This is a genomic window from Sphingobium sp. WTD-1, assembly GCF_030128825.1.
Taxonomy (GTDB): domain Bacteria; phylum Pseudomonadota; class Alphaproteobacteria; order Sphingomonadales; family Sphingomonadaceae; genus Sphingobium.
This window is the reverse complement of the sequence record NZ_CP119127.1, coordinates 2564061-2590400: the sequence shown is the minus strand read 5'-3', so window position 1 is coordinate 2590400 and position 26340 is coordinate 2564061. Positions and strand designations below refer to the sequence as shown.

Genomic DNA, 26340 nt, shown 5'->3' with positions numbered 1-26340 from the left:
TCACAGGCTCAAACGCGCCGAAAACAGGGCCTTAGTGACGGATGGCCGCGTCACCGTCACGCCCCTGCCCATGCGTAGGCTGCGCGGCCAGATCATCCTCTTCGGTCCAGGTGATCGCCTCGGGCTTGGACACCAGCGCGCGCGCCAGCACCTCGTCGACATGACTGACCGGAACGATCTCCAGCCCCTCGCGGATATTGGCCGGAATTTCCGCTAGGTCTTTCTCGTTTTCCTGCGGGATCAGCACCGTCTTGATGCCGCCACGCAGCGCCGCCAGAAGCTTCTCCTTGAGCCCGCCGATCGGTAGCACGCGACCACGCAGCGTGACTTCGCCGGTCATCGCCACATCCTTGTGGACGGGAATGCCGGTCAGGGTCGATACGATGGTCGTGACCATGCCGATACCGGCCGACGGACCATCCTTGGGCACCGCGCCCTCGGGCAGGTGGATATGGATGTCCTTGCGGTTGAACAGGCTCGGCTTGATGCCATAGCCGGGCGACCGCGCCTTCACATAGGAGAAGGCGGCCTGCACCGATTCGTTCATCACTTCGCCCAGCTTGCCGGTCGTCTTGATGAGGCCCTTGCCGGGCACGGTCACCGCCTCGATCGTCAGCAGTTCGCCGCCGACCTCGGTCCAGGCCAGCCCCGTGACCGCGCCGATCTGATTCTCTTCCTCGCCAACGCCGTGGCGGAACTTCCGCACACCGGCATAGTCGGCCAGGTTTTCGGGCGTGATCTCGACCTTGTCGAACGCGCCTTCCAGGATCTTGCGCAGCGCCTTGCGGGCCAGACGCGCCACTTCCCGCTCCAGCGTGCGGACGCCGGCTTCACGGGTATAGTAACGGATCAGGTCGCGCACCGCGGCCTCGGTCACCTCGAACTCGCCATTTTTCAGGCCATGGGCGTCGATCTGCTTGGGCACCAGATGGCGCTGGGCAATCTCGACCTTCTCGTCCTCGGTATAGCCTTCGAGCCGGATGATCTCCATGCGATCGAGCAGCGGCTGCGGCAGGTTCAGCGAGTTGGCCGTCGTCACGAACATCACGTCGGACAGGTCGACGTCGATCTCCAGATAATGGTCCTGGAACTTGCTGTTCTGTTCGGGGTCTAGCACTTCGAGCAGCGCCGACGCCGGATCGCCCCGGAAATCCTGACCCAGCTTGTCGATCTCGTCGAGCAGGAACAGCGGGTTCATGGTGCCCGCCTTCTTCAGGTTCGACACGACCTTGCCCGGCAGCGAGCCGATATAGGTGCGGCGATGGCCGCGGATTTCGGCTTCGTCGCGCACGCCGCCCAGCGACTGGCGCACGAACTCGCGCCCCGTCGCCTTGGCGATCGAGCGGCCCAGCGAGGTCTTGCCGACACCCGGCGGGCCGACCAGGCACAGGATGGGCCCCTTCAGCTTGTTGGTGCGCGCCTGCACGGCCAGATATTCGATGATCCGGTCCTTGACCTTCTCCAGCGCGAAATGATCCTCATCCAGGATCGCCTGCGCTTTCTTGAGATCGGTCTTGACCTTGCCCTTCTTGCCCCACGGCAGGCCCAGCAGCACGTCGAGATAGTTGCGCACCACCGTCGCTTCGGCCGACATGGGTTGCATGCCCTTGAGCTTCTTGAGCTCGGCCGTCGCCTTGGCGCGTGCTTCCTTGCTCAGCTTCGCCTTGGCGATCTTGTCGGCCAGTTCGGCGAGTTCGTCGCCTTCCTCGCCCTCGCCATTGCCCAGCTCGCGCTGGATCGCCTTGAGCTGCTCGTTCAGATAATATTCGCGCTGGGTCTTTTCCATCTGGCGCTTCACGCGGCCACGGATCTTCTTCTCGACCTGCAGCACGCCCAGTTCGCCTTCCATGAAGGCGAAGACCATCTCCAGCCGCTTGACCGGATCGGGCTCGACCAGCAGCGACTGCTTGTCGGCCACCTTGACGTTGATGTTGGCGGCGACGGAATCGGCCAGACGACCGGCGTCCTCTATCTCGCGCAGCTGCACTGGCGTTTCGGCCGGCAGCTTCTTGTTGAGCTTGGCGTAATTCTCGAACTGCTCGGCGACCGAGCGCATCAGCGCAGCGGCCTCCGGACCTTCGGCGACGATCTCCTCGACCGGCGCGACCTCGGCGACCAGATAGCCCGCCTCGGCCGGCGCCAGATCGGCCAGCTGGGCACGATGCTTGCCCTCGACCAGCACGCGCACCGTGCCGTCGGGCAGCTTGAGCAGTTGCAGCACCACCGACACCACGCCGGTGTCATACAGCGCGTCCTTGCCCGGATCATCCTCGGCCGGGTCGAGCTGGGACACCAGGAAGATTTCCTTATTGCCCTCCATCGCCGCTTCCAGCGCGGCGACGCTCTTGTCGCGACCGACAAAGAGCGGGACGATCATCTGCGGGAAGACGACGATGTCGCGCAGCGGCAGAAGGGGATATTGCGTAGTCATTCACTCTCCAGGGCCGGACTTGCGGCCCGTCATGCGGTTCATCGCCTTTATGGGGATGCCCGTCGCGTCAATCAATCAGCGATCACCATATTGCTGCAACGATGAACAAGGGCTTATCCGCCAGCGGCAGCCCCGGAACGGCGGTGGACGCCGGCTCAGAACGGCAGCTTGAAGCCCGGCGGCAGCGGCAGACCGGCGGTCATCTTGCCCATTTCGGTGTTGCTGACCTCATCCGCCTTCTTGCGCGCATCGTTGAACGCGGCGGTGATAAGATCTTCCAGCATCTGCTTTTCCGACGGTGCCAGCAGGCTGTCGTCGATCGACACGCCCAGGATACGGCCCTTGGCCGACGCCTTCACCTTGACCAGGCCGCCACCGGCCGCGCCCTCGACTTCCAGCTTGTCCAGATTGTCCTGCGCGCGCTGCAGCTCTTCCTGCACGCGGCTGGCCATCCCCAATATTTCGTTCAGATCCTTCATGCTTCGGCACTCCATTGTTCCGGCTCGTCCGAATGGACCAGCTCGGCATCGGGGAAGGCGTCCATTGCCGCCTTGACCACCGGGGTTTCCAAAATTGCGGCGCGGCTGTCGGCCAGCTGGCGCTGTTCATTGGCCAGCAGGGTCGGCTTGGCCTCCCCCTCGCCCTGCGTCACCGTCCAGGCGACGCCTGTCACCTCGCGCAGCGCCGGAATGATCCGGGTGGCGAAGTCGGGCGACAGGCTGGCCGTACCGCGATACTCCAGCATCGGCGGATCATAGCGGATGATCCCCACGCAATCATGCATTTCCTGCGCCAGATGCCCCTTGCTCTTCTGCCAGAAGGCCTCGATCAGATCCTCGAAGGTGGCGGGCAGGCTGGACGCGGGTTCCGGCGCGGGCGCGGCGGCGGCCGGCGCCTGGCCCGACATCGCCGACACGGCCATCGGCACCCCGCCTTGCAACATCCGGGCAAGGTCGCTGGGGTCCGGCATGGTCGCGGCATGCATCACGCGCAGCAGCGCCATCTCGCACGCCTCGATCGGCAAGGCGGCGGTCGCCACCTCGTCATGACCCTTGAGCATCAGCTGCCACAGCCGATGCAGCGGGCCAAAGCCGATCTGCGACGCCCAGTCGGCCAGCGCGCCGCGTTCCTCGTCGGACTGGCCCGGCGTTGCAATGTCGCGCCCGGCCTTCACCAGCGTGACGGCATGCACCAGCTCCAGCAGGCCGCGCATCAGCGACAGCGGCTCGACCCCCAGCGCATATTGATCGCGCACCCCGCCCAGCAGCGCGGCGGTATCGCCCTCCAGCAGCAGGCCGAGCAGCCGGCGCGTCGAGCCGCGATCCGACAGGCCCAGCATCTCGCGCACCTGCGCGGCCGTGACCATCGGCTCGCCCTCGCCCATTTCGGCATGGGCGATCGCCTGGTCCAGGATCGACAGGCCGTCACGCGCGGAGCCTTCGGCCGCCTGCGCGATCAGCGATAGCGCATCCGGCTCGGCCGCGACCTGTTCGGCCTCGACCACATGGGCGAAATGGCCGGCCAGCATCTCGGCCGGGATGCGGCGCAGGTCGAACCGCTGGCACCGCGACAGCACCGTCACCGGCACCTTGTTCACCTCGGTCGTGGCGAACAGGAATTTCACATGGGCCGGCGGCTCCTCCAAAGTCTTCAGAAGCGCGTTGAACGCGTTCTTCGAAAGCATATGGACTTCGTCGATGATGTAGATCTTGTAGCGCGCCGACACGGCGGCATAGCGCACCGCCTCGATGATCTCGCGCACGTCGTCGACGCCGGTATGGCTGGCGGCGTCCATCTCGACCACGTCGATATGCCGCCCCTCGGCGATCGCCATGCAGGGTTCGCACACGCCGCAGGGGTCGATCGTCGGCCCGCCCTGCCCATCCGGGCCGATGCAGTTCAGCGCCTTGGCGATCAGCCGCGCGGTCGACGTCTTGCCGACCCCGCGCACGCCGGTCATCAGAAAGGCATGGGCGAGGCGCCCGCGCCGGATCGCATTGCCCAGCGTCTGGACCATGGCGTCCTGCCCGATCAGTTCGCGAAAGTTGCGCGGACGATATTTGCGCGCAAGCACGCGATAGGGCTGAGGGGAATCGGACATGCCTGTTTCCTAACCGTTCAGATGCGGCTTGTCGAAGCCCGTTCGGACCTTACGAAGAGATGATGCTGTGCGGAAAGGTGGGAGCCGGAACGACCCGCAGAAAAATCGTTGTGGCTGCTTCCGTCAGGACCTGACCAGGTTGGCGACGACTACGTCCGCCCGACTCCCGGCCGGGCATATGGCGAACTCATGACGGGAAGGCAAGGGCTTCCATGCCCTTGCCATGCCATAAGCCTAGTTCAGCCCGCTCCTCTGCGCCTTGCTGACGAATTCCAGCGCCGAATGAGCCGCTTCGGCGATCGCCGCCTCGGCCTTCTTGTCGTCCACCGTCGGCCGGTCGAGATAGATGGCGAGTATATATTCCTCGCCCGCCGGCGACTTCACCAGCGCGACATCATTATAGGCGGTGCCACAGCTGCCTGTCTTGCTGCCTGAGGTCCAGCCTTCGGGCAGGCCCGCCTTGATTCTTTTATCGCCGGTGGTGCTGGCATTCAGCCAGCCGCGCAGCCTGTCGGCATCGGCCGCCTGCATATCGCGGAACAGCAGCCGCCCCATCAGGCCGGCCATTGCCGCCGGACTGGTCGTGTCGCGCGGATCGCCGGCGACATTCTCGTTCAGCTCGGGCTCGATACGGTCGAGCCGCGTGATCTTGTCGCCATGGGCGCGGATGAAGGAGGTCAGCCCCTCTGGCCCGCCCAGCATCGGCAGCAACAGGTTGGCGGCGCTGTTGTCGCTCACCTCGACCGCCGCCTCGGCCAGTTCGGCCATCGACATGCGGCCGCGCTTCCTGTTCTTCTTCACGACGGGCGCGTAATCGAGAATATCGTCCTTGGTGAAAGGTATCTCCCCCTCCAGCCCGAACTTGCCGCCCTGCGCGCCGATCAACACGGCGGCGGCCAGTGGCGCCTTGAAGGTCGAGCACATGGCAAAGCGATCGTCGCGGTTGAAACCCAGGATCAGCGCCCCATCGCGATCGACCAGCGCGATCCCCATACGCCCGCCGGTTTCCTCCTCGATCTCCTTGGGATTGCGGACGGAGGTCAGTGCCGATTGCGGCACCAGATAGCGTGGCGCGGGCGGCAGCAGCGTCGGCAAGGTCGGCGCCTCTTCAACCTTCTTGGCCGGCGCCTTCTTCTTGGGCGCGGCCGACAGCGGCATGGTCACGACCAGACAGGCGGTCAGCGCTGCCAACGAGAGGGATTTGCGCAGCACCATGGCTCACATACCTTGCATATTATAGAATTCACCGGGGATACGGACGGTCAGCGCGTCCAGTTGTTCGGACAGGATGATCTGGCAGGCCAGGCGACTGGTGCGGGTCGCCGCAGCGGCCAGGTCCAGCATATCCTCCTCATCCTCGCTCGCGCGCGGCAGACGGTCGAAATCGGCGACATCGACGATGACATGACAGGTCGAACAGGCCATCTGCCCTTCGCATGTTCCTTCCAGCGGCTGGCCCGCCGCCTGTGCAACCTCCAGCAGGACGGACCCGGCAGGCGCATCGACTTGCTGTCGATTTTCGCCGTCGGCGCTGATGAAGGTGACCATGGTCATGCTATGCGACGCTCCCTGCTCACGGCGCCGCTTGTGCGGTCGCCGCCCCGTTAATCACCTTCGCAGCCTCCTCCAGTTCGGCCGGTGTCGTGTATCGGCCAAAGCCGATCCGCACCGATCCGCGCGCCTGACTGTCTGAAAGACCCAAAGCGCGCAGCACATGGCTAGGCCGCCCGGACCCGCTCGCGCAAGCGCTGCCGAGCGAAAAAGAGATATTGCGGCAATCGGACAACAATCGCGCGCCGTCGATCCCGGCGCGACGAATGTTGAGATTGCCGGGATAACGCGCATCCGCGCTGCCGTTCAACGTCCAGTCGGCGAACAGCGCGCGCGTCTGGGCAGACAGCGCCGCCACATGTGCGCGGTCGGCCTCCGCCTGCTCCCGCATCAGGCGCACCGCCACGCCAAATCCGGCGCACAAAGCGGGCGACAAAGTGCCCGACCGCAGCCCGCCTTCCTGCCCGCCGCCATGGATCAGCGGGTCGATCTTCACGCCATCGCGCAGCCACAACGCACCGATCCCCTTGGGCCCGTGGATCTTGTGCGCGCTGATCGCCACCATGTCGCACGGATCAGGGATCGGCACCCGGCCATAGCCCTGCACCGCGTCGCACAGGAACAGCGCGCCCGCGCCATGGGCCAGTTCCGCCAGCGCGCCGACCGGCTGGATCACGCCAATCTCGTTATTGACCAGCATCGCGACGACCAGCGCCACCCCCGGCACGATCGCCCGCACCGCCGCCTCCAGATCGACCAGCCCGTCGCAATCCACCGGCAGGACCGTCACCGCCCGGCCCGTCCGCCGCATCGCCGCCACCGTATCCAGCACGGCGGCATGTTCGGTCGCGATGGTGACGATGCCGCCGGCCGGCGCGCCCTGGATCGCGATGTTGAGCGCCTCGGTCGCGCCGGAGGTAAAGAGCAGCCTGCCGCCACCGGGCAGCAACTGACCGATGGCATCGCGCGCCAGTTCCACCTGCGCCGCGACCATGCGGCCGGCGCGATGCGCGCTGTGCGGATTGGCGAACTGGTCGCGCAGCAGCGGCACCATCGCCTCAAAGGCTTCGGGCGCCAGCGGCGTCGTCGCCTGATAGTCGAGATAGATCACCGGCCCGCCCGCTCCGCCATGGCGGTCCATGTGGCAAGGAAGCGATCGACATCGCCCGCGCTGGTCTGCGGGCCGAAACTCACCCGCACCACTTCGCCCGCCGCCGCCGCGTCCCAGCCCATCGCGCCCAGCACATGGCTGGTCTTGAGCGATCCGGACGAACAGGCGCTGCCCGCCGACACGGAAATACCAGCCAGGTCGAATTGGATCAGCTGCGCCCGCGCCGACAGGCCGGGCATGCGATAACTGGCGATCGCCGCCAAGCGCGGCGCATCGCGCGCGACGATCTGGCCGCCCGCCGCCTCGATCCCGGCGTCCAGTCGCGCCCGCAGCGCGGCCGCCACCGGCATCCAGTCGCCCCGCCCTTCCAGCGCCGCCGCCATCGCCATGATCGCCGGCAGATTTTCGGTGCCGGCGCGATAGCCCTGTTCCTGCCCGCCGCTCGGTTCGACCAGCGCCAGGTCGCGAATCAGCAGCGCGCCGATCCCCGGCGGTCCGCCAAACTTGTGCGCGCTGATCGCGATCATGTCGGCGTCGGGCAGCGCCAGCTTGCCCGCGCTCTGGGCACAATCGGCAAACAGCAGCAGCCCGTCGCGCCGGAAGTCCGCCAGCGGCTGGATCACGCCCGTCTCATTGTTTACATGCTGGATCGCGACCAGACTGCCCGGCGCCAGTTCCGGCAGCAGCACCCGGCCATCGCCGTCCACCGCCAGCCGTTCCGCCGCCCTGGTTACGCGCAGCACCGCATCATGCTCGACCGGCGAGGTGACGATTCGCGCCGCCTTGGCGCGGGTCAGCGCGATGGCGATCGCCTCGCTCGCGCCGGAAGTGAAGAGGACATGGCCATCCCATCCGAGCGTCGCCGCGATGCGCCGCCGCGCTTCCTCCAGCATGGCCCGCGCCGCGCGCCCGTCGCTGTGCGGGCTGGAGGGATTGGCCCAGCCGGCCATCGCGGCGACCATTGCGGCTTGCGCCTGCGGCAGCATCGGGGTGGTCGCGGCATGATCGAGATAAAGGCGGTCGGCGGCCAAGCGGAACTACTCATTGATTGCGGAAATGGCGGCGGCATCTATATAGGCGGATTGCCGCGCGGCGCCAGCGTGAAGGCCATATGGCCAAGCCCCGGCGCGCGCACGGACCCTTTCCCCGCTGCCCCATGGCAGCCCAGACCATAACAGGTGCCATGCCCGACGTCATTTTCCCCGGACCCGAAGGTCGCCTCGAAGGCCGCTTCAGCCCCCCGCCCCGCCCGCGCGCGCCGGTTGCCATGATCCTGCACCCGCATCCGCAGGGCGGCGGTACGATGAACGACCGCATCACCCAGGCACTCTACAAGACCTTCGTGAAGCGCGGCTTTGCCGTGCTGCGCTTCAACTTCCGCGGCGTCGGCCGCAGCCAGGGCACGTTCGACAATGGCATTGGTGAACTCAGCGATGCGGCAGCGGCGCTCGACTGGGTGCAGAGCTTCCACCCCGAAGCGCAGACCACCTGGATCGCCGGCTTCTCCTTCGGTGCCTGGATCGGTATGCAGCTGCTGATGCGCCGCCCGGAAATCCGCGGCTTCATCTCGGTCGCGCCGCCGGCCAATATGTATGATTTCTCGTTCCTGGCGCCCTGCCCCTCGTCGGGCATCATCGTCCAGGGCACTGCGGACGAAGTGGTGACCGCCAGCGCGGTGCAGAAGCTGGTCGACAAGCTGCGCACCCAAAAGGGCATCACCATCCATCATGACGAGATCAAGGGAGCCAACCACTTCTTCGAGCATGAGCTGGACCAGCTGATGAAGTCGGTCGACAATTATCTCGACATGCGCCTGTCGCCGGATTCGCCGATCCGCTGAGGACCGGCCCGATCGGGATCATGGAGGGGCTGCCGCAGGGCGGCCCCTTTTTCTTTGCCCGCACGATATGCCTGCCGGCCAGATCAGGAAATATGCCGAACCTTATCCGTCACTTGTGGGCGACTTGATTTCGATCAGCATGATTTTTCGGAACATCGCAGCGCCGCCTCAGGTTGAGCGCAGGCGGGTTACAGTGCCCGCTAGGAGAGAATGACATGGCTAATCAGAACCAGAATCCCGGTCAGCAGGGTGGCCAGCCCGGCAAGCCAGACCAGCAGAACCAGCAGGACGAACAGCGTCGCCAGCAGGGCGGCGGCCAGCAGGAGCGCCGCGACGATCAGGGCCGCGAGCAACGCTGATCCTTTCATGCGACCCATAGCATGAGAAAGGGCCGTCCCGCCGGGGCGGCCCTTTTTGCTGACCGGCAAGCGGCGCCGCTCTGCCTAGCCCGCAACGCCCCATCCCGGCGAAGGATGACGGAGCCAGATATGGCATGATGCCTTGCGGCTTACAGCGCCCGCATCCAGAATTGCATCGGGTGGCTGATCTTTTCGCTGCCGCCAATTTCCTTCCAGCTCATGTCGCACAGCGCGCCCTCGATCGGCGCATAGCCGCGCTTGCGCCAGAAGGGGGCAAGGTCGCGGGCATCGGCCGGGCGGCGCGGATCGTCCTCTTGGCGCACCACGCCGCAGAAGATCGCAAAATCGGCGCCGGCGTCCAGTGCCGCCGCTTCGCGCGCGTCGAAGAAGAGATGGCCGATGCCACGGCCATGATAGGCCGGCAGCAGCACGGATTCGCCGAAATAGAAGCTGCGCGCGACATCGACGCCGGCCGCCGCCAGCGGCGCGACCAGACTGTCGGGCTGGCCAGCCAGCGGCGATGCGGTGGCGATGCCGACCGGCTCCTCGCCGATCCGCGCCCGCACCAGCGTCGCATTGTCGCTCGCCAGGAAAGCGCGCAGATATTCCTCCTCATGCACGGCATCGCCCTCATAAAGATAGGGCCACTCGCGGAAGATGCGGATGCGCAGCGTCGCCAGCACCTCAAGTCCCTGCGCATCACTGGTCACGCGGTCGACGATGATCGCCGGCTCGGTCATTCTGCAATCTCCTGATCTTCGATTTGCGGCGTGGCCGGCGCATCGTCGCGCGCGGCATCGCTGGCCATCTGCGCGATCACGTCCGATCCCGCGCCATTCTGGATGATGTGGAAGGGCACATGCTGTTCGGGCCAGTGGCGGAAGGGCAGCACCGTGCCATCCGCACGCAACTGGTCGACCATGGCCAGGTCGATGTCCGCCACCACCCAGGCCGGGCCGTTCGCCTGCCCCAGCGCGATCACGCCATCGTCGGGCATTGTGCCGTCGGGTGGTCCAAAAGCCCCTGCCGCGCCGAAATTCTCGTCCATGCAGGGCAGCCAGGGGGCCATGCCGACGCTCGGCGACTGGACGACGAAGCATTGATTTTCCATCGCCCGCGCCTGCGCGCCGATCCGCACCCGCCAATAGCCCTGCATCGTGTCGGTGGCCGATGGCGTCAGGATCAGCTTGGCGCCGGCCTCCGCCTGCGCCCGCGCGATCATCGGAAATTCGACGTCATAGCAGATGGAGATGCCGACCGGCCCGATCGGCGTGTGGATGAGGTTGATGCTGTCGCCGCCGCTGATGCCCCAGCGCTCGCGTTCGAACCGGGTCATCATGATCTTGTCCTGATGGCCGGTGGTGCCGTCCGGGCAGAAGAGCCGGGCGCGGTTGACGATCCGGCCGTCGCTTTCCCGCACCGGCCGGCTGCCCGCCAGGATCATGATGTCGAGCCGCACTGCAAGCTCGGCATGGATGCGGTCATAGGCTTCGCCAAACTGCATCACCAGGTCGAGCGAGGCGGTCAGGTCGGCCGCCCGCTCGGGATCGATCCCGGCCAGCTCCATCGCCGCATATTCGGGGAAGATCGCCAGCGTCGCGCCCAGCGCAGCGGCTTCCTCCACCCAGCGGGTCAGCTTTTCCTGCCAGGCGGCAAAGCTCTGCACCTGCTCGATCGGATATTGGGCGGCAGCAACGCGGATGTGGGTCAAGGATACCTCAGGATGGGATGGCGACAGGACAGGCGGCAACTTTACCGCCTTTCGACCTGCGTGATCCAGTCGGCCAGATTATAATGGTTGGAAATGCGGGCGATGCGCCCCTCGACGATGTCGAAGAAGGCGCCGACGCGCAGATGATAGGTCTGGCCAGCGGCCGACGGCAGCCCTTCGTCAGTCACCAGATAGCGCCCTTCCAGCATGAACTCGGCCGCAGCCCGCGTCCCTTGGGCATTGGCCAGCACGATCGGGTCGATCACCGTCTCGGCATAGCAAATGTTCATATGGGCCAGGAAATCGGCGAAGGCCGCCTTGCCGATGCGGGCAGCGCCCTGGCTCGGCTCGTGCCGGACATCGTCGGCCAGCAGCGCCAGCATCCCCTCGGCATCCTGTCGGTTGAAGGCATCATAATAGGCATGGACCAGGGCCAGGGTCGCTTCGGACACGGATTTCTCCTCGGACTGAAAAACAGGCAGGGTCAGCCGACCAGCCGCATGGCCGATCGGCGATGGCGGGTGCGATAGCCGTCCGACTTCGCCTCCATCCGCGCCAGATTATGGACGGTCAGCCCGGCAATGCCACTGATTGCGTCGACCTGATCGGCGCCCAGCGTGAAGTCGTCGCCCAGGAAGACGCGGGCCGCCTTGCCATTGCCGATCGGCGCCCGCACGAACACCTCGCACCGTCCGCCCCGGCTGCCGGACAGGATCGCGGCCAGCTTGGCCACGGCCTCGACCATCTCGATGTCCAGCACCAGTTCCATGCGCGACACGTTGGCGATCTCGCGGAACGGCTCCATCCGGCGCACGGTGACACGCGGCGTTTCCTCGCCCGGCAGGCGATCCAGCTCGACATGCAGCAGCGCGCAATCGCCCTCGCGCGCCAGTTCCTCGATCTGCTTGCAGGCGTCCTCGTCGAAACAGCTCGCCTGGAACTGGCCGCTCTGGTCCGAGAAGGTGGCGTTGGCATAGCGCGCGCCCCGCCGCGTCTCGCGCCAGCGCACATCCTCGACCATCGCCGCCATGATGCCCATCACCCGCCCTTCGGCATTGGGCATGCCCATTGGCTGGGAACAGATTTCGCCATAGCTTTTCGCGCCGCGCGCATCGGCCAGATGGCGGAAACGGTCGACCGGATGGGCCGAGAAATAGAAGCCGAACGCCTCCTTTTCCTGCGCCATCCGGTCCGACACGGTCCAGGCCTGATGCGGCGGGATACGGACGTCTTCATGCGTCGTCTCGACATCGCCGAACAGGCCGCCCTGCCCGCTTTCGCGCGCTTGCGCCGCGCTTGCCGCGACGCTCAGCAGGGTTTCGGCCGCCGCATGCACCCCGGCCCGGTCGGCATGGATGGTGTCGAACGCACCGGCCGCCGCCAGGCTTTCGAGCTGGCGCCGGTTGAGCAGGCGCGGTTCGATCCGGTCGGCCAGATCGTCCAAAGTCTTGAACGGGCCGCTGGCTGCGCGCTCGGCGACCAACTGCTCCATCGCCTTCTCGCCCACCCCTTTCAGGCCACCCAGCGCATAGCGCACGGCGAAGCCCAGGCGCGGATCATCACCCTCGAACGGCACCGCCTCGACGGTAAAATCCGCCTCGCTCTGGTTGAGGTCGGGCGGCAGGCAGGTCATGCCCATGCGCCGCATATCGTCGACGAAGACGGTCAGCTTTTCGGTCAGATGAATATCGAAGGCCATCGACCCGGCATAGAATTCCGCCGGATAATGGGCCTTGAGCCAGGCGGTCTGATAGGCGAGCAGCGCATAGGCGGCGGCGTGCGACTTGTTGAAGCCATAGCCGGCGAACTTGTCGATCAAGTCGAACAGCTCGTTGGCCTTGGCCGGCTTGATGTCGCTCTTGGCGCAGCCCTCGACGAAGCGCAGGCGCTGGGCGTCCATTTCCGCCTTGATCTTCTTGCCCATGGCGCGGCGCAGAAGGTCGGCGTCGCCAAGCGAGTAGCCGGCCAGGATCTGCGCGGCCTGCATCACCTGTTCCTGATAGACGAAGATGCCATAGGTTTCTTCGAGGATCGGCTTCAGCAGGATGTGCGGATATTCAATCTCTTCCTGGCCGTTCTTGCGGCGCCCGAACATCGGGATATTGTCCATCGGGCCGGGACGATAGAGCGACACCAGCGCGATGATGTCGCCGAAATTGGTCGGACGCACGGCGGCCAGCGTCTTGCGCATGCCTTCGGATTCCAGCTGGAACACGCCAACCGTGTCGCCGCGCTGGAGCAGTTCATAGACTTTGGCATCGTCCCAGGCGAGCGTGTCGAGATCGACCGTGACCCCGCGCCCCTTGAGCAGCTGCACCGCCTTTTGCAGCACAGACAGCGTCTTGAGGCCGAGAAAGTCGAACTTCACCAAGCCCGCACCCTCGACGAACTTCATGTCGAACTGGGTCACCGGCATGTCGGATCGCGGATCGCGATAGAGCGGCACCAGCTGGCTCAGCGGCCGGTCGCCGATCACCACGCCGGCCGCGTGGGTGGAGCTGTGGCGCGGGAAGCCTTCCAGCTTCATCGCATAGTCGATCAGGCGCTTGACCTGATTGTCATTGTCATATTCCGCCTTGAACTCGGCAACGCCGTTCAGCGATCGCTCCAGCGTCCAGGGATCGGTCGGATGGTTGGGCACCAGCTTGGCAAGGCGATCGACCTGGCCATAGCTCATCTGCATCACGCGGCCGGTATCCTTCAGCACGGCGCGGGCCTTCAATTTACCGAAGGTGATGATCTGGGCGACATGGTCGCTGCCATATTTCTGCTGCACGTAGCGGATCACCTCGCCGCGCCGTGTTTCGCAGAAGTCGATATCGAAGTCGGGCATGGAGACGCGTTCCGGGTTCAGGAAGCGCTCGAACAGCAGGCCCAGTTGCAACGGATCGAGATCGGTGATGGTCAGCGCCCAGGCGACCAGCGAACCGGCACCCGAACCACGGCCCGGCCCCACCGGAATATCATGATCCTTGGCCCATTTGATGAAGTCGGCCACGATCAGGAAGTAGCCGGGGAAGCCCATCTGGATGATGATGTCCATTTCGAACTTCAACCGCTCGAAATAGGGCTGGCGCGCCTCGTCCGCGATGATCCCGGCCTTTTCCAGCCGGGCCTCCAGCCCCGCGATCGACTGATCGCGCAGCATGATGCCCTCGCCCTCGATATCGCCGGCCAGACTGGGCAGGATCGGCTTGCGCTTGGGCGCCATCACCGCGCAGCGTTGCGCCACGACCAGCGTGTTGGCCAGCGCCTCGGGCAGATCCTCGAACAGCCGCTTCATCTCCGCCGCCGGCTTCATCCAGGCGTCGGGCGAGCTGGTGCGACGGTCGGGCGTCTCGACATAGGCGCCGTCGGCAATGCACAGCATCACGTCATGGGCCGCATGAAATTCCGGCTCGGCAAAGCAGGTCGGGTTGGTCGCGACCAGCGGCAGATTGCGGTCATAGGCCAGGTCGAGCAGCTGCGGCTCCGCCTTGCCCTCTACCGGGTCGAGCCGGCGGCAAATCTCGACATAGAGCCGGTCGGGGAACAGTGCCTGCAACCGGTCGGCATAGGCAAGCGCGGCGTCGGGCTGATCCTCCGCGAACAGGCGCGCGATCGCCCCCTCCCCGCCGGCGGTCAGCGCGATCACGCCATCGGTCCGCCCCTCCAGCATGTCGAGCGTGACATGCGGCACTTCCTCCAGCGGCCGGTCGAGATGCGCCATCGACACCAGCGCGCAGATATTGTCATAGCCGCCCGCATCCTGCGCATAGAGGGCGATCCAGTCATGCACCGCCGGCGCGTTGGATGGCCGACCCGGCCGCACGACGCCCAGCATGGCGCCGACGATCGGCTGCACGCCCTCGCCCTTGCAGCCATCGGAAAAGGCCATCGAACCATAAAGGCCGTTGCGATCGGTGATCGCCGCCGCCGGAAAACCCAGGACCTTGGCCTGCTTGGCGATCTTCTTGGGGTCGATCGCCCCTTCGAGCATGGTGAAGGACGAAAAGATGCGCAGCGGTACGAAGGCGGAATGAGACATCGCGGCAATCTAACGACGCCCGCGCCCGCGCGCCAGTCCCGCCCGGCGAAAAGCTGTGGACAAGATCACCACTTGTCGCTTGCCAAGGGCCGCGCTTGCTGATCCTATCGCGCCCAAAGAACGGGCCAGAGGATAGGCCAGAGAACAGGGAGCACGGTCATGTCGGACAGCAACCCGGTTTCCACCCCGCCCGGCATCGCCGATCGGGCCAAGGCGATCATCCTGCGCCCCAGGGACGAATGGCCGCTGATCGAGGCCGAACCGGCGAGCATCGGCAGCATCTATACCGGCTATGCCATGATCCTGGCGGCGATCCCGCCGCTCGCGACCCTGATCGGCGGACAGGTCTTTGGCCATGGCCTGTTCGGCATCACATGGCGCCCGCCGCTGATCGGCGCGATCGGCATGGCCATCGCCCATTATGTCCTGTCGCTGATCGGCCTGGCCGTGCTGGCGATCATCATCAACTTCCTCGCCCCCAGCTTCGGCGGCCAGCGTGACAAGCTGAAGGCTTTCAAGATTTCTGCCTATTCGGCGACCGCTGGCTGGCTGGCCGGCATCTTCTCGCTGATACCCGGCCTCACCATGCTCGGCCTGCTCGGACTTTACAGCCTCTATCTCCTCTATCTCGGCCTGCCGCGCCTGATGAAGGTGCCAGAGCAGAAGGCGCTGCCCTACACCATCGTCACCATGGTCGCGGGCGCGCTGCTCTTCATCCTCGCCAGCCTGCTCGCCATGCCGTTCAGCGGCCTGCCGGGTGGCCATGCCGGGCCGGATGAGGTGGGCGGTGAGATCACCGTGCCGGGCATCGGCAAGATCGACGTCGACAAGATGGACGCCGCCAGCAAGCAGATGGAACAGGCCGCCAAGCGGATGGAGGAAGCGACTAAGAATGGCCGTTCCGCCGCGATCGCGCCCGATGTGCTGCAGGCGCTGCTGCCCGAGAAGATCGGCCGCTTCACCCGCACCGAGATAGAGAGCAGCGGCATGTCTGCCGGTGCCCATGCCTCCGCCCGCTACCGTGCCGGCGACGACGAGATCGAGCTGGAGGTAAACGACATCGCCGTGGCCGGCGCCTTTGCCGGGATCGGCGCGGCGCTCAATGTCCAGTCGAACCGCCAGACCGCCAGCGGCTATGAGCGCACCCAGACGATCGACGGCCGCATCGTCACCGAGGAATGGGACAAGGACAGCCGCCACGGCAAATATGCCACTACGCTGGCCGACCGCTTCATGGTCGAGGCGGAGGGCACCGTCGCCGATATCGGGGAGCTCAAGGCCGCGGTGAACGCGCTCGATCTCGACCGACTGAGCGCGCTCGCCGCAAAATAGGCAATGTCATGAGGTCGCCCGCGTAACGAATTGCCAAGTTATCGGGCCTAGGTTAGGCGCCACCATGCGTTTATCCACGATCACCAACTGGGCCTATGGGGCCACCGTCCTGCTCACTTTGGCGTCGGGCACGACGATGCTGTTCGCGTCCGGCGCGGAACAGCGCGAGCGCGCCGCCGTCGCCCAGCGCGCCAGCTTCGACCAACTGACCTCCACCCTGGAGGAGGATGTCTATCGCCTGACCGAACAGGCGCGCGGCTATGTGATTTCGGGCGATCCCAGCCATCTGGTCGTCTATCGGCGCGAGAAGGAAGCGCTGCGTTCCGTCGAGGATCGCATCCAGCATCTCAAGGACGCCGGCGCCAACGAAAATGAGCTGAACGCGCTGCGGCAGGCGATCCAGTGGTCCGATGCCCTCTCCGACGAGCAGGATGTCGCGATCAAGGCGGCGCAGGCGGGCGATGACAAGACCGCCCGCACCATCCTCTTCGGCGACGAATATGGCCGCGAACTGGACCGGGTGGCAGCGCAGGTCGGCCGCTTCCAATATATGCTGGACCATCGCACCGACACGGCGGTGCAGGGCGCGACCGATAGCGCGCGCCAGTGGCGGACCATGTCGGAAATCATGCTGGGCGTCACCGCCCTGCTGTTCCTGTGCGTCCTCTATTTCGTGCTGAAACAGCGCATCCTGCATCCCGTCGTGCGGCTGAGCGACGTCGTCACCCGCCTTGCCGCGCAGGATTTCGCCGCGATCCCGCCCGACTTCCCGCAGGTGGACGAGATTGGCGACATGGCGCAGGCGATCCGTATTTTCCGTGAAAATGGGCTGGAGCGGCAGCGACTGGAGCAGGAGCGAGATGTCGATCGCACCATGCGCGACCTGCTGTCGCGGATGACCCAGCGCCTGCAGGGCTGCGACAGCACCGCCGATCTGGTCGAGGTGGTGCGCCGCTTCACCCCGGAAATCACGCCCGATTTCCCCGGCCGCCTCTATATCCACGACATTCGCCGCAACATGATGCTGCAGGCCTGCGACTGGCTCGACCCCAAGCAGTCGCGCAACGACTTTCCGGCCTCGGCCTGCTGGGCGCTGCGACGCGGCCAGGTCCACAAGCCGCGCGGCGGGATGGTCGATATTGCCTGCGAGCATCTGGAAGGCGAAACCGCCGTCCCGACCATCTGCATCCCGCTGGCGGCACAGGGGGAAAGCATCGGTCTGCTCTATTTCGAACAGACCCGCGAGATGGACGCCGAACATCTCGACCGGGCCGAAAAATATCTGGAGATGCTGGCGGAGAATATCGGCCTGGCGCTCGCCAATCTGCGCCTGCGCGACGCGCTGCGCGAAATGGCGATGGCCGATGCGCTGACCGGCCTGCCCAACCGCCGCCATTTCGACGCCATGTTCGAGGCGCTGGTGGACGAGGCGGAACGCAACCATGCCCCGCTCGCCTGCCTGATGGTCGACATCGACCATTTCAAGCGGTTCAACGACAGCTATGGCCATGATGCCGGCGATGCGGTGCTGCGCGCGGTCGGCGCGGTGCTGGGCGACTCGCTGCGCGAACAGGGCTTTGCCTTCCGCCTGGGCGGCGAGGAATTTGTCCTCCTGATGCCCGGCTTCACGCTGGAGCAGGCGCTCGCCCGGTCCGCCCAGATTCAGCAGCGCATCCGCGACCTGCGGGTCGAGCATCGCGGTCAGGAACTGGGGCCGATCACCGCCTCCTTTGGCCTCGCCGCCTGGCCCGACCATGGCGCCGCCGTTCGACTGGTCACCACCGCCGATGCCGCGCTGCTGCGCGCCAAGGGCGAGGGCCGCGACCAGATCAAGGTCGCGACCGCGCGCGAGGGGCTGTTACCGGGCTGACGCCTCTTCCAGCCGCCCTTCGTGCAGGCGGACCACCCGATCCATCTTTTCCGCCAGCCGCTCATTATGGGTGGCGACCAGAGCCGCCGATCCTTCGCCGCGCACCAGGCGCAGGAATTCGGCCAGCACCACGTCGGCGGTGCGCTCGTCCAGATTGCCGGTCGGCTCGTCCGCCAGCACCAGCGCCGGGCGATTGGCCAGCGCGCGGGCGACCGCGACGCGCTGCTGCTCGCCGCCCGACAACTGGCTCGGCCGATGGTCGAGCCGATGGCCCAGCCCCAGCGCCGTCAGCAGCGATTCCGCGCGGGTCCGCGCCGCGTCCATGGTCGCGTCCTTGATCACCTGCGGCAGCACGACATTCTCGGTCGCGTTGAAATCGGGCAACAGGTGGTGGAATTGATAGACGAAGCCCAGCGCATCGCGGCGCAGGCGGGTTCGCCCGTCATTGTCCAGCTTCGCCGCTTCCTCGCCAGCGATGCGGATCGATCCGTCGAACCCGCCTTCCAGCAAGCCGACCGCCTGCAACAGCGTCGACTTGCCAGAGCCCGAGGGGCCGAGCAGCGCAACGATCTCGCCCGGCCCGACCGTCAGGTCGACGCCGCGCAGCACGTCGATCGTGACCCCGCCCTGGGTGAAGCTGCGGGACAGGCCGCTGACCTTGAGGACATCATTCATAGCGCAGCACCTGGACAGGATCGGTATTGGCAGCCTTGAAGGCCGGATAGAGGGTGGCGAGGAAGCTGAAGACCAGCGCCATCAGACAGATGATCACGATCTCGACCGGATCGGGCTTGGACGGCAATTCGGTCAGGAAGCGGATCGAGGGATCCCACAGATTCTGCCCGGTCACGAACTGGATCACATTCACCACGCTCTGACGGAAGAAGAGGAAGGTGAAGCCCAGCGCCATGCCGGCGACCATGCCTAGCGTGCCGATGGTCACGCCCACCGTCATGAAGATCTTCACCAGCCCGCTCCGGCTCGCGCCCATGGTGCGCAGGATCGCGATGTCGCGCGTCTTGGCGCGCACCAGCATGATCAGCGAGGAGAGGATATTGAACACCGCGACCAGCACGATGATCGACAGCACGACGAACATCGCCACACGCTCGACCGCCAGCGCCTCGAACAGGCTGGCGTTCATCTGGCGCCAGTCCTGCACCACGGCGCGACCGGCGACCTTGGCCGCCAGCGGCTCCAGGATCGACCCGACCTTGTCGGCATTGACGGTCTCGACCTCGATCATGCTGACGACATCGCCCAGCAGCAGCAGCGTCTGCGCATCCTCGATCGGCATGACCACGAAGGCCTTGTCATAATCATAGACGCCAACCTCGAAGATCGCCGCCACCTGATAGGATATCTGGCGCGGCATCGTGCCGAACGGGGTCGCGCGGCCAGCCGGGTTCATGATGCTGATATGGTCGCCGACCTGGATGCCCAGATTTTCCGCCAAGCGGACACCAATGCCGACCTTCTCGCTATTGGCGGTCAGCGCATTGAGATCGCCGGCCACCACCTTGCCCTTGAGCGTCGTGTTGCTGCGAATGTCGGGCACGGTCATGCCACGCACCAGCACGCCCTCGACCCGCCCCTGATAAAGACCAAGTAGGGGTTGCTCGATCAGCGGGGTCGCGCTGGTGACGCCCGGCGTCGCCTTCGCTTCCTTCAGCACATCGCGCCAGTCGGGCAGGCGCCCGCCATAGCCCTGCACCACGGCATGACCGTTGAGGCCGACAATCTTGTCGAACAGCTCCGCGCGGAACCCGTTCATGACGCTCATGACGATGATGAGCGCGGCGACTCCGAGCATGACCGCGGCCAGGCTGATGCCGGCGACGAGGAAGATGAAGCCTTCCCCCTTGCCCGGCAGCAAATAGCGCTTGGCGATCATGCGTTCGTAGCGGGATAGAATCATGGTGGCGCGAATGGCCCTTCTGGTAGTGATGCGGCCGGTCTAGCAGGCTGAGCCTTAACGGCAAGGATTGCGGAATTGTTGCACGCGGGACACAGGCCGATACAGAAAATCACAGAGCCCGGATTTTGCCCGTGACAGCAGGCTGCGCCAGTCATAGCAAGGCTCCCGAGGCACAGGCAAAAGGCCGTGGTTCAGGGATACTGCTTCCCACTTCAAGCTTAGGGGGCTGAGAAGTCGGTAGAGGCAGGCCAAGGGGGAGACGAGCAATCGTCCATTAAGTGCCCGGATCGCGAAAGCGGTCCGGGCACTTTTTTGTTCGGCGACTCTTGAGCATCCTTCCCGCTTAACTTCGCACATTTCCCGCACATCTTGGCATTTTCAGATTCAAGACGGAAATTTTGTTACGCTTCCGTCCATTTTCCGCGCCCTCTTCTCGCCAGTCTATCGCCCGCGGGCGCTGTAGGACAGACGGCACGATGCTTCGCCCCTGCCCCCTCTTGAACAACGCAAAGAGCCAACCATATCAATCCCGTCCGGCCGCCACATGGGGCCGGGCGCAAGCATAGGCCGGACGCCGAAGACCGGGTCCGGCAGGATCATTTTGCTCTGTTGGAGATTATGAGCATGCGTGGTTTCGACCTTACCCCCTATCGCCGCTCGACCGTCGGCTTCGATCGTCTGTTCGACCTGATCGAGAATAATGCCCGTCTGGCGCAGGGCGACAATTACCCGCCCTTCAACATCGAACGCCTGGCCGAGGACCGCTATCGCGTGACCCTGGCCGTCGCCGGCTTCCGTCCCGAGGAAATCGACATCACCGCCCAGCAGAACCTGCTCCAGGTGATCGGCCGCAAGGATGAGACCAACGCCGACCGTTCCAAGTTCCTGCATGTCGGCATCGCCAATCGCAGCTTCGAACGCCGCTTCGAACTGGCCGACTTCGTCCGCGTCGAAAAGGCGGACCTGGCCGACGGCTTGCTGGTGATCGAACTGGTGCGCGAAGTGCCCGAAGCGATGAAGCCCAAGAAGATCGTCGTGAATGGCGGCCATCTGGTCGACATCAACAAGGATCGCGACGCCGCCTGATCCGGCCACCCGAAACAAGCACAGGGCGCGACCGCAAGGTTGCGCCCTTCTTGCTGCCCGCCGCTCAGCGCGCCTGCTGCGGTGGCGGCATCGGTATCGCGCTGATCGCGACATTGCCGAACATCACCAGCCCCGCGACGATCATCAGCACCCCGCGCTTGCGGTCGCCCCGCTTCACGATCGCGTAAATTCCCCCGCCGGTCAGCAGGATACCCGCCAGCATCAATATCGAAAGGATCATGCCCGCCATGGGCCAGTCCATAGGCGCCTAGCTGGACTGTGGCAATTGGCGGCCCATGCCCCTATGAGGCGCGCAGAAACGAATCACCCCAAGCCGCAGGGGAACGCACCCATGAAAATCGCCATCGCTTCCGATCATGCCGCCGTCGACCTGAAGGCCGAACTTGCGCTATGGTTGCGCGACGAGGGCCATGAGGTCGCCGACCTCGGCCCGGCCACCGCCGACCGCGTCGATTATCCCGATTTTGGTTACAAGCTCGCGACCGCCGTCGCATCGGGCGAAGCGGAACGCGGCATCGCGCTCTGCGGTTCGGGCATCGGCATCTCGATCGCCGTCAATCGCAACCCGGCCTGCCGCTGCGCCCTGGTAGGCGAACCGTTGTCGGCAGCGCTGTCGCGCGAGCATAATGACGCCAACGTCCTGGCCATGGGTGCCCGCCTGACCGGCATCGACATGGCCAAGGCCTGCGTCACCGCCTTCCTCACCACCGAGTTCGGCGGTGGCCGCCATGCCGGCCGCGTCGAGAAACTGTCCCAGCCCGCGCTCTGAAAGGACTTGAGATGAGCACCGAAACCCTCACCCAGCCCAACCTGTCGGACATTCGTTCGGAAGGCTATTTCACCGCAGGCCTGGCCGCTGCCGATCCGGCCGTGTTCGCCGGCGTTGCCCAGGAACTGATGCGTGAGCAGACCCAGATCGAGCTGATCGCGTCGGAAAATATCGTGTCGCAGGCCGTGCTCGAAGCGCAGGGCAGCGTCTTCACCAACAAATATGCCGAAGGCTATCCGGGCAAGCGCTATTATCAGGGCTGCGCCCCGTCGGACGTGGTGGAACAACTTGCCATCGACCGCGCGAAGGAATTGTTCGGCTGCCAGTTCGCGAACGTCCAGCCCCATTCGGGCGCGCAGGCCAATGGCGGCGTGATGCTGGCGCTGGTCAAGCCCGGCGAAACCATCATGGGCCTGTCGCTCGACGCCGGTGGTCACCTGACCCACGGTTCCAAGCCCAGCATGTCGGGCAAGTGGTTCAACGCCGTGCAATATGGCGTGCGCGAAGACACCCATCTGATCGACTATGACGATGTCGAGCGTCAGGCGATCGAATGCCAGCCCAAGCTGATCATCGCCGGCGGCAGCGCCTATCCGCGTCAGATCGACTTCGCCCGCTTCCGCGCGATCGCGGACAAGGTCGGCGCGCTGTTCATGGTCGACATGGCCCATTTCGCCGGCCTGGTCGCCGGTGGCGCCCATCCCTCGCCCTTCGGCCATGCCCATGTCGTGACCACCACCACGCACAAGACGCTGCGCGGCCCGCGTGGCGGCATGATCATGACCGATGACGAGGCGATCGCGAAGAAGATCAATTCGGCGATCTTCCCCGGCCTTCAGGGTGGCCCGTTGATGCATGTTATCGCCGCCAAGGCGGTCGCTTTCGGCGAAGCGCTGCAGCCCGAATTCAAGACCTATGCCCAGGCGATCGTCACCAATGCGAAGGCACTGGCCGGCAAGCTGGAGCAGCGCGGCCTCGCCGTGGTCTCGGGCGGCACCGACACCCACCTCGCCCTCATCGACCTGCGCCCCTATGGCATTTCGGGCAAGGATGCGGACGAGGCGCTGGAGCGCAGCTTCATCACCTGCAACAAGAATGGCGTGCCGGGCGACCCGCTGCCGCCGACCAAGACCAGCGGCATCCGCGTCGGCTCGCCGGCCGGCACCACCCGCGGCTTCGGCGTCGCCGAGTTCGAGGATATCGGTGACATGATCGCCGACGTTCTGGAAGGGCTGCGCGACAATGGCGAACATGGCGATGCCGCCGTCGAAGCCAGCGTCCGCGAGCGTGTCGCCGCGCTCTGCGCCCGCTTCCCCATCTATCAGGGGTAAGCCCGCTTGCGCTGCCCTTTCTGCGCCCATGAGGACAGCCAGGTGAAGGACAGCCGGCCGACGGAGGATGGCAATGCCATTCGCCGTCGCCGGCAGTGCGAAGCCTGCGGCGCGCGCTTCACCACCTTCGAGCGCATTCAGTTGCGCGACATCTGGGTGGTGAAGAGCGAAGGCCGCAAGGAAGCGTTCGAGCGCGACAAGCTGGCCCGCTCCATCGGCATCGCCTGCCGCAAGCGGCCGATCGACCCGAGCCGGATCGAGAAGCTGATTTCGGGCATCCAGCGCCAGCTGGAAACCAGCGGCGAGAGCGAGATCCCGGCGCGATCGATCGGCGAGATGGTGATGGAGGGGCTGAAACGCCTCGACAGCGTCGCCTATATCCGCTTCGCCAGCGTCTACAAGGACTTCACCGACGCCCGCGACTTCGAGGATTTCGCGAGCACCGTGAAGGAGGTCGGGAGTGAGTGAGACGGAAGGCGCTATAATCTTCCGTTCGGCCTGAGCGAAGTCGAAGGCCCCAACCGAGCGAAGCGAGGGCGAGGAAACCGCATGGCGTTCTATTGCTATATCCTGCGATGCGCCGACGGCTCCTATTATACAGGCCACACCGACGATCTGGACGCCCGCTTCGCCGCCCATCAAGCGGGCATCATCAAGGGCTACACATCGGAACGGCTGCCGGTCGAACTGATGTGGTCCGCCGAATTCCCGACCCGCGCCGAGGCGCTGGCCAGCGAGTTGCAGATCAAGGGCTGGTCACGCAAGAAGAAGGAAGCCTTGATCGCGGAAGACTGGCAGAAGCTCAAGGCAGCTTCCGTCTCACCCACTTCGCCTTCGCTCAGTGACGCCCTTCGACTTCGCTCAGGGCGAACGGAAGTGGAGGCCGACGAGAAAATTGGTTCCATGAATAACGAAATCTCCCCCCTCCCCCCCGTCATCGTCCTGGTCCGCCCGCAATTGGGCGAGAATATCGGCAAGGCGGCGCGGGCGATGCTGAATTTCGGGCTGACCGAGATGCGGCTTGTCTCCCCGCGCGACGGCTGGCCCAATCCCGATGCCGGTCCGGCGGCGGCTGGCGCGGACTTCATCCTGGACAAGGCGCAGGTCTATGAGACGCTGGCCGATGCGGTCGCCGACTGCGCCCATGTCTATGCCACCACCGTGCGCAAGCGCGGCGTCACCAAGCCGGTCGTCACGCCGGAGGAGGCGGCACAGGAAATCCATGCCGCACAGGGCCGCTGCGCCTATGTGTTCGGGCCGGAACGCTCGGGGCTGGAGACCGAGGATGTCGCGCTCGCCCGCAAGATCCTGACCGTGCCGATCAATCCGGAATTCGGCTCGCTGAACCTCGCCCAGGCGGTGATCCTGTGCGCCTATGAATGGTCCAAGCAGGCCAATCTAGCGCAGCCGACTGTCACCGAGCTGGGCGAGCCTGCACCGCAGGAGGAATTGGAAGGCATGATCCTGCAGCTCAACACGCTGCTGGAAAAGGTCGGCTATTTCTTCCCGCCCGACCGCGCGCCCGCGACCAAGCTGACGCTGCGCAACCTGCTGACCAAGCCGGGCTGGAACCATCTGGAGGTGCGCACGCTCCGCGGCGTGCTGTCACACCTCAACCGGCCGCGCGAGCGTTAACCCCGCGTGCGGTCATACTCGGCCATTTCATAGGCGATCGAGGCTTCGACCAGCTGCTCCCACAGGTCCGCGATCAGGTCGCCGGGCGCGCCCAGCCGCTCGGCCTCCGCGCGGGCATTGTCGATCACCTGGCGCTTGCGCGCCTCGTCGCGGACGGCGCTACGATCCGGCTTGATGCGGGCGGCGGCGCGCATATGGGCGAAACGCTGCTCAAGCAGGGCGACGAGCTGGCGGTCGAGGGCGTCGACACCGGCGCGCACCTCGGTCATGCTGGTATAGTCTTCGGGCTTCATGGCCGCCGGATTAGGCCGCGCTCCGCCGGCTGTCGAGGCCAGAGTCTGCGCTTGACATAAGAACCGACCTTCTCCATAGGCGCGCCTTCGCGATTGGCCCCGCATCCCGGTGAAGCGGCGGCCCTGTCCCTGAAATATGGAAACAGGCGATGACCGGGAAGCCTTCGTCCTCCGCTTGCTGCGGACCTCGGTTCATCGGATCCGGAGGGCGGATAACGTAGTATGCAGTTGTAAGGAATTAGGTATGTCGAAGCGCTCTAGCGCCAAGTACAAGCTCGACCGTCGCATGGGCGAGAACATCTGGGGTCGCCCGAAGAGCCCGGTCAACAAGCGCGAATATGGCCCTGGTCAGCACGGCCAGCGCCGCAAGGGCAAGATGTCGGACTACGGCATCCAGCTGCGCGCCAAGCAGAAGCTGAAGGGCTATTACGGCGACATCACCGAGAAGCAGTTCAAGAAGAACTATTTCGAAGCCAGCCGCATGAAGGGCGACACCGGCCAGAACCTGATCGGTCTGCTGGAGCGCCGCCTGGACGCCGTTGTGTACCGCGCCAAGTTCGCGCCGACCATCTTCTCGGCGCGCCAGATCGTTTCGCACGGCCACATCTATGTGAACGGCGTGAAGTGCAACATCGCCTCGCGTCTGGTGAAGCCGGGCGACGAAATCACCCTGGGAAAGAAGGCGCAGGAAATGGCGCTGGTTCTCGAAGCGCAGAGCCTGCCCGAGCGTGACATCCCCGACTATGTCGCCCCCGACGGCGCCACCAAGGTCACCTATGTCCGCGTTCCGACGCTGGACGAAGTGCCCTACCCGGTGAAGATGGAACCGAATCTGGTCGTCGAATTCTATTCGCGCTAATCGGTCCTTCCGGACAGAATATGGAGAAGGGCGGCCCCGTAAGGGACCGCCCTTTTTCTTTGGCCTCATGACGGAAGGTCAAAAAAGGGGGAGGC

25 protein-coding genes and 1 other RNA gene are annotated in these 26340 nt (G+C 65.3%); 9 read left to right on the top strand and 17 right to left on the bottom strand.

Translation table 11 applies throughout. From position 1 onward, the window contains the following. Nucleotides 1-31: 31 nt before the first annotated feature. The 8 genes from lon to N6H05_RS12865 all read right to left on the bottom strand — a co-directional run bounded on the left by lon (nt 32) and on the right by N6H05_RS12865 (nt 8225). On the bottom strand, nt 32-2431 hold the full coding sequence (gene lon, locus N6H05_RS12900; protein WP_284109886.1) for an endopeptidase La: 2400 nt from the start codon (nt 2429-2431) through the stop codon (nt 32-34). Between the two features lie 155 nt (nt 2432-2586). After that, nucleotides 2587-2910, bottom strand: a complete 324-nt coding sequence (locus tag N6H05_RS12895; protein ID WP_004207701.1) for a YbaB/EbfC family nucleoid-associated protein — start codon at nt 2908-2910, stop codon at nt 2587-2589. After that, complete coding sequence (locus N6H05_RS12890) at nt 2907-4532, bottom strand: DNA polymerase III subunit gamma/tau (RefSeq protein WP_284109885.1); 1626 nt, start codon at nt 4530-4532, stop codon at nt 2907-2909. Before N6H05_RS12890 ends, N6H05_RS12895 begins: the two co-directional genes overlap by 4 nt. Nucleotides 4533-4605: 73 nt before the next feature. Continuing rightward, nucleotides 4606-4703, bottom strand: an RNA gene (gene ffs / locus N6H05_RS12885) — signal recognition particle sRNA small type. Between the two features lie 63 nt (nt 4704-4766). Then, nucleotides 4767-5747 (bottom strand): SGM family class A beta-lactamase, encoded by a 981-nt coding sequence (gene blaSGM, locus N6H05_RS12880; RefSeq protein ID WP_284109884.1) that lies wholly within the window; start codon nt 5745-5747, stop codon nt 4767-4769. A gap of 3 nt (nt 5748-5750) precedes the next feature. Then, the gene (locus N6H05_RS12875) at nt 5751-6086 is read right to left on the bottom strand and encodes a 2Fe-2S iron-sulfur cluster-binding protein (RefSeq protein ID WP_284109883.1); all 336 of its coding nucleotides are present in this window, start codon (nt 6084-6086) and stop codon (nt 5751-5753) included. Nucleotides 6087-6105: 19 nt separating this feature from the next. Further along, nucleotides 6106-7224 carry a cysteine desulfurase family protein gene (locus N6H05_RS12870; RefSeq protein WP_284109882.1) on the bottom strand — a complete coding sequence of 373 codons (1119 nt, stop codon included), beginning with the start codon at nt 7222-7224 and terminating at the stop codon, nt 6106-6108. Beyond that, the gene (locus N6H05_RS12865; RefSeq protein WP_284109881.1) at nt 7191-8225 is read right to left on the bottom strand and encodes a cysteine desulfurase family protein; all 1035 of its coding nucleotides are present in this window, start codon (nt 8223-8225) and stop codon (nt 7191-7193) included. Before N6H05_RS12865 ends, N6H05_RS12870 begins: the two co-directional genes overlap by 34 nt. Before the next feature lie 152 nt (nt 8226-8377). Here N6H05_RS12865 and N6H05_RS12860 point away from each other — a divergent pair, with 152 nt between their 5' ends. Beyond that, nucleotides 8378-9034, top strand: coding sequence for an alpha/beta hydrolase (locus N6H05_RS12860; RefSeq protein ID WP_004207708.1), 657 nt, complete (start codon nt 8378-8380; stop codon nt 9032-9034). Nucleotides 9035-9234: 200 nt separating this feature from the next. Here N6H05_RS12860 and N6H05_RS12855 read toward each other — a convergent pair whose 3' ends face one another. The 5 genes from N6H05_RS12855 to dnaE all read right to left on the bottom strand — a co-directional run bounded on the left by N6H05_RS12855 (nt 9235) and on the right by dnaE (nt 15131). After that, the gene (locus N6H05_RS12855; protein WP_284109880.1) at nt 9235-9387 is read right to left on the bottom strand and encodes a hypothetical protein; all 153 of its coding nucleotides are present in this window, start codon (nt 9385-9387) and stop codon (nt 9235-9237) included. Nucleotides 9388-9542: 155 nt separating this feature from the next. Beyond that, a complete protein-coding gene (locus N6H05_RS12850; RefSeq protein WP_284109879.1) occupies nt 9543-10133 on the bottom strand; it encodes a GNAT family N-acetyltransferase in 591 nt (196 codons plus the stop codon). Beyond that, nucleotides 10130-11104, bottom strand: coding sequence for a carbon-nitrogen hydrolase family protein (locus N6H05_RS12845; protein WP_284109878.1), 975 nt, complete (start codon nt 11102-11104; stop codon nt 10130-10132). Before N6H05_RS12845 ends, N6H05_RS12850 begins: the two co-directional genes overlap by 4 nt. A gap of 41 nt (nt 11105-11145) precedes the next feature. Further along, nucleotides 11146-11556, bottom strand: coding sequence for a ketosteroid isomerase-related protein (locus N6H05_RS12840; protein ID WP_284109877.1), 411 nt, complete (start codon nt 11554-11556; stop codon nt 11146-11148). A gap of 32 nt (nt 11557-11588) precedes the next feature. Beyond that, nucleotides 11589-15131 (bottom strand): DNA polymerase III subunit alpha, encoded by a 3543-nt coding sequence (dnaE, locus tag N6H05_RS12835; RefSeq protein ID WP_284109876.1) that lies wholly within the window; start codon nt 15129-15131, stop codon nt 11589-11591. A 159-nt stretch (nt 15132-15290) separates the two neighbouring features. Here dnaE and N6H05_RS12830 point away from each other — a divergent pair, with 159 nt between their 5' ends. Beyond that, nucleotides 15291-16463: a Yip1 family protein gene (locus N6H05_RS12830; protein WP_284109875.1), complete on the top strand. Its 1173-nt coding sequence runs from the start codon at nt 15291-15293 to the stop codon at nt 16461-16463. Between the two features lie 64 nt (nt 16464-16527). Then, nucleotides 16528-18333: a diguanylate cyclase gene (locus N6H05_RS12825; RefSeq protein WP_284109874.1), complete on the top strand. Its 1806-nt coding sequence runs from the start codon at nt 16528-16530 to the stop codon at nt 18331-18333. Here N6H05_RS12825 and N6H05_RS12820 read toward each other — a convergent pair. Beyond that, a complete protein-coding gene (locus N6H05_RS12820; RefSeq protein WP_004211993.1) occupies nt 18322-19008 on the bottom strand; it encodes an ABC transporter ATP-binding protein in 687 nt (228 codons plus the stop codon). The genes N6H05_RS12825 and N6H05_RS12820 overlap by 12 nt on opposite strands. Next, the gene (locus N6H05_RS12815; protein ID WP_072893277.1) at nt 19001-20251 is read right to left on the bottom strand and encodes a lipoprotein-releasing ABC transporter permease subunit; all 1251 of its coding nucleotides are present in this window, start codon (nt 20249-20251) and stop codon (nt 19001-19003) included. Before N6H05_RS12815 ends, N6H05_RS12820 begins: the two co-directional genes overlap by 8 nt. Before the next feature lie 618 nt (nt 20252-20869). On the opposite strand from N6H05_RS12815, the gene N6H05_RS12810 reads away from it, so the two are divergent. Then, nucleotides 20870-21337: an Hsp20 family protein gene (locus tag N6H05_RS12810; RefSeq protein WP_284109873.1), complete on the top strand. Its 468-nt coding sequence runs from the start codon at nt 20870-20872 to the stop codon at nt 21335-21337. Nucleotides 21338-21401: 64 nt separating this feature from the next. On the opposite strand, the gene N6H05_RS12805 is transcribed toward N6H05_RS12810, so the two are convergent. Then, the gene (locus tag N6H05_RS12805) at nt 21402-21587 is read right to left on the bottom strand and encodes a hypothetical protein (RefSeq protein ID WP_026109318.1); all 186 of its coding nucleotides are present in this window, start codon (nt 21585-21587) and stop codon (nt 21402-21404) included. Nucleotides 21588-21689: 102 nt separating this feature from the next. Here N6H05_RS12805 and rpiB point away from each other — a divergent pair, with 102 nt between their 5' ends. The 4 genes from rpiB (at nt 21690) to N6H05_RS12785 (ending at nt 25093) form a co-directional block, all read left to right on the top strand. After that, nucleotides 21690-22127, top strand: a complete 438-nt coding sequence (rpiB, locus tag N6H05_RS12800; protein ID WP_284109872.1) for a ribose 5-phosphate isomerase B — start codon at nt 21690-21692, stop codon at nt 22125-22127. 11 nt (nt 22128-22138) lie between these two features. Beyond that, nucleotides 22139-23458, top strand: a complete 1320-nt coding sequence (gene glyA / locus N6H05_RS12795; protein WP_284109871.1) for a serine hydroxymethyltransferase — start codon at nt 22139-22141, stop codon at nt 23456-23458. A 6-nt stretch (nt 23459-23464) separates the two neighbouring features. After that, nucleotides 23465-23926, top strand: a complete 462-nt coding sequence (nrdR, locus tag N6H05_RS12790) for a transcriptional regulator NrdR (protein ID WP_010337343.1) — start codon at nt 23465-23467, stop codon at nt 23924-23926. 81 nt (nt 23927-24007) lie between these two features. Next, nucleotides 24008-25093 (top strand): TrmJ/YjtD family RNA methyltransferase, encoded by a 1086-nt coding sequence (locus N6H05_RS12785; protein ID WP_284109870.1) that lies wholly within the window; start codon nt 24008-24010, stop codon nt 25091-25093. On the opposite strand, the gene N6H05_RS12780 is transcribed toward N6H05_RS12785, so the two are convergent. Next, nucleotides 25090-25386, bottom strand: coding sequence for a chorismate mutase (locus N6H05_RS12780; protein WP_284109869.1), 297 nt, complete (start codon nt 25384-25386; stop codon nt 25090-25092). The two genes, N6H05_RS12785 and N6H05_RS12780, sit on opposite strands and share 4 nt — an antisense overlap. Before the next feature lie 244 nt (nt 25387-25630). Between N6H05_RS12780 and rpsD the strand changes: the two genes are divergently transcribed. Continuing rightward, nucleotides 25631-26245: a 30S ribosomal protein S4 gene (gene rpsD / locus N6H05_RS12775; RefSeq protein WP_004211980.1), complete on the top strand. Its 615-nt coding sequence runs from the start codon at nt 25631-25633 to the stop codon at nt 26243-26245. Nucleotides 26246-26340: the final 95 nt, after the last annotated feature.

What these genes read in the sequence shown, in the direction of transcription:
- blaSGM (WP_284109884.1), bottom strand. Translation starts at nt 5,747, where the DNA reads ATGGTGCTGCGCAAATCCCTCTCGTTGGCAGCGCTGACCGCCTGTCTG.
- N6H05_RS12785 (WP_284109870.1), top strand. Translation starts at nt 24,008, where the DNA reads ATGGCGTTCTATTGCTATATCCTGCGATGCGCCGACGGCTCCTATTAT.
- N6H05_RS12890 (WP_284109885.1), bottom strand. Translation starts at nt 4,532, where the DNA reads ATGTCCGATTCCCCTCAGCCCTATCGCGTGCTTGCGCGCAAATATCGT.
- rpsD (WP_004211980.1), top strand. Translation starts at nt 25,631, where the DNA reads ATGTCGAAGCGCTCTAGCGCCAAGTACAAGCTCGACCGTCGCATGGGC.
- N6H05_RS12825 (WP_284109874.1), top strand. Translation starts at nt 16,528, where the DNA reads ATGCGTTTATCCACGATCACCAACTGGGCCTATGGGGCCACCGTCCTG.
- N6H05_RS12850 (WP_284109879.1), bottom strand. Translation starts at nt 10,133, where the DNA reads ATGACCGAGCCGGCGATCATCGTCGACCGCGTGACCAGTGATGCGCAG.
- glyA (WP_284109871.1), top strand. Translation starts at nt 22,139, where the DNA reads ATGAGCACCGAAACCCTCACCCAGCCCAACCTGTCGGACATTCGTTCG.
- N6H05_RS12780 (WP_284109869.1), bottom strand. Translation starts at nt 25,386, where the DNA reads ATGAAGCCCGAAGACTATACCAGCATGACCGAGGTGCGCGCCGGTGTC.
- N6H05_RS12870 (WP_284109882.1), bottom strand. Translation starts at nt 7,224, where the DNA reads ATGGACCGCCATGGCGGAGCGGGCGGGCCGGTGATCTATCTCGACTAT.
- N6H05_RS12810 (WP_284109873.1), top strand. Translation starts at nt 20,870, where the DNA reads ATGAGCATGCGTGGTTTCGACCTTACCCCCTATCGCCGCTCGACCGTC.
- N6H05_RS12860 (WP_004207708.1), top strand. Translation starts at nt 8,378, where the DNA reads ATGCCCGACGTCATTTTCCCCGGACCCGAAGGTCGCCTCGAAGGCCGC.
- N6H05_RS12805 (WP_026109318.1), bottom strand. Translation starts at nt 21,587, where the DNA reads ATGGCGGGCATGATCCTTTCGATATTGATGCTGGCGGGTATCCTGCTG.
- lon (WP_284109886.1), bottom strand. Translation starts at nt 2,431, where the DNA reads ATGACTACGCAATATCCCCTTCTGCCGCTGCGCGACATCGTCGTCTTC.
- N6H05_RS12830 (WP_284109875.1), top strand. Translation starts at nt 15,291, where the DNA reads ATGTCGGACAGCAACCCGGTTTCCACCCCGCCCGGCATCGCCGATCGG.
- N6H05_RS12815 (WP_072893277.1), bottom strand. Translation starts at nt 20,251, where the DNA reads ATGATTCTATCCCGCTACGAACGCATGATCGCCAAGCGCTATTTGCTG.
- N6H05_RS12875 (WP_284109883.1), bottom strand. Translation starts at nt 6,086, where the DNA reads ATGACCATGGTCACCTTCATCAGCGCCGACGGCGAAAATCGACAGCAA.
- N6H05_RS12820 (WP_004211993.1), bottom strand. Translation starts at nt 19,008, where the DNA reads ATGAATGATGTCCTCAAGGTCAGCGGCCTGTCCCGCAGCTTCACCCAG.
- rpiB (WP_284109872.1), top strand. Translation starts at nt 21,690, where the DNA reads ATGAAAATCGCCATCGCTTCCGATCATGCCGCCGTCGACCTGAAGGCC.
- N6H05_RS12895 (WP_004207701.1), bottom strand. Translation starts at nt 2,910, where the DNA reads ATGAAGGATCTGAACGAAATATTGGGGATGGCCAGCCGCGTGCAGGAA.
- dnaE (WP_284109876.1), bottom strand. Translation starts at nt 15,131, where the DNA reads ATGTCTCATTCCGCCTTCGTACCGCTGCGCATCTTTTCGTCCTTCACC.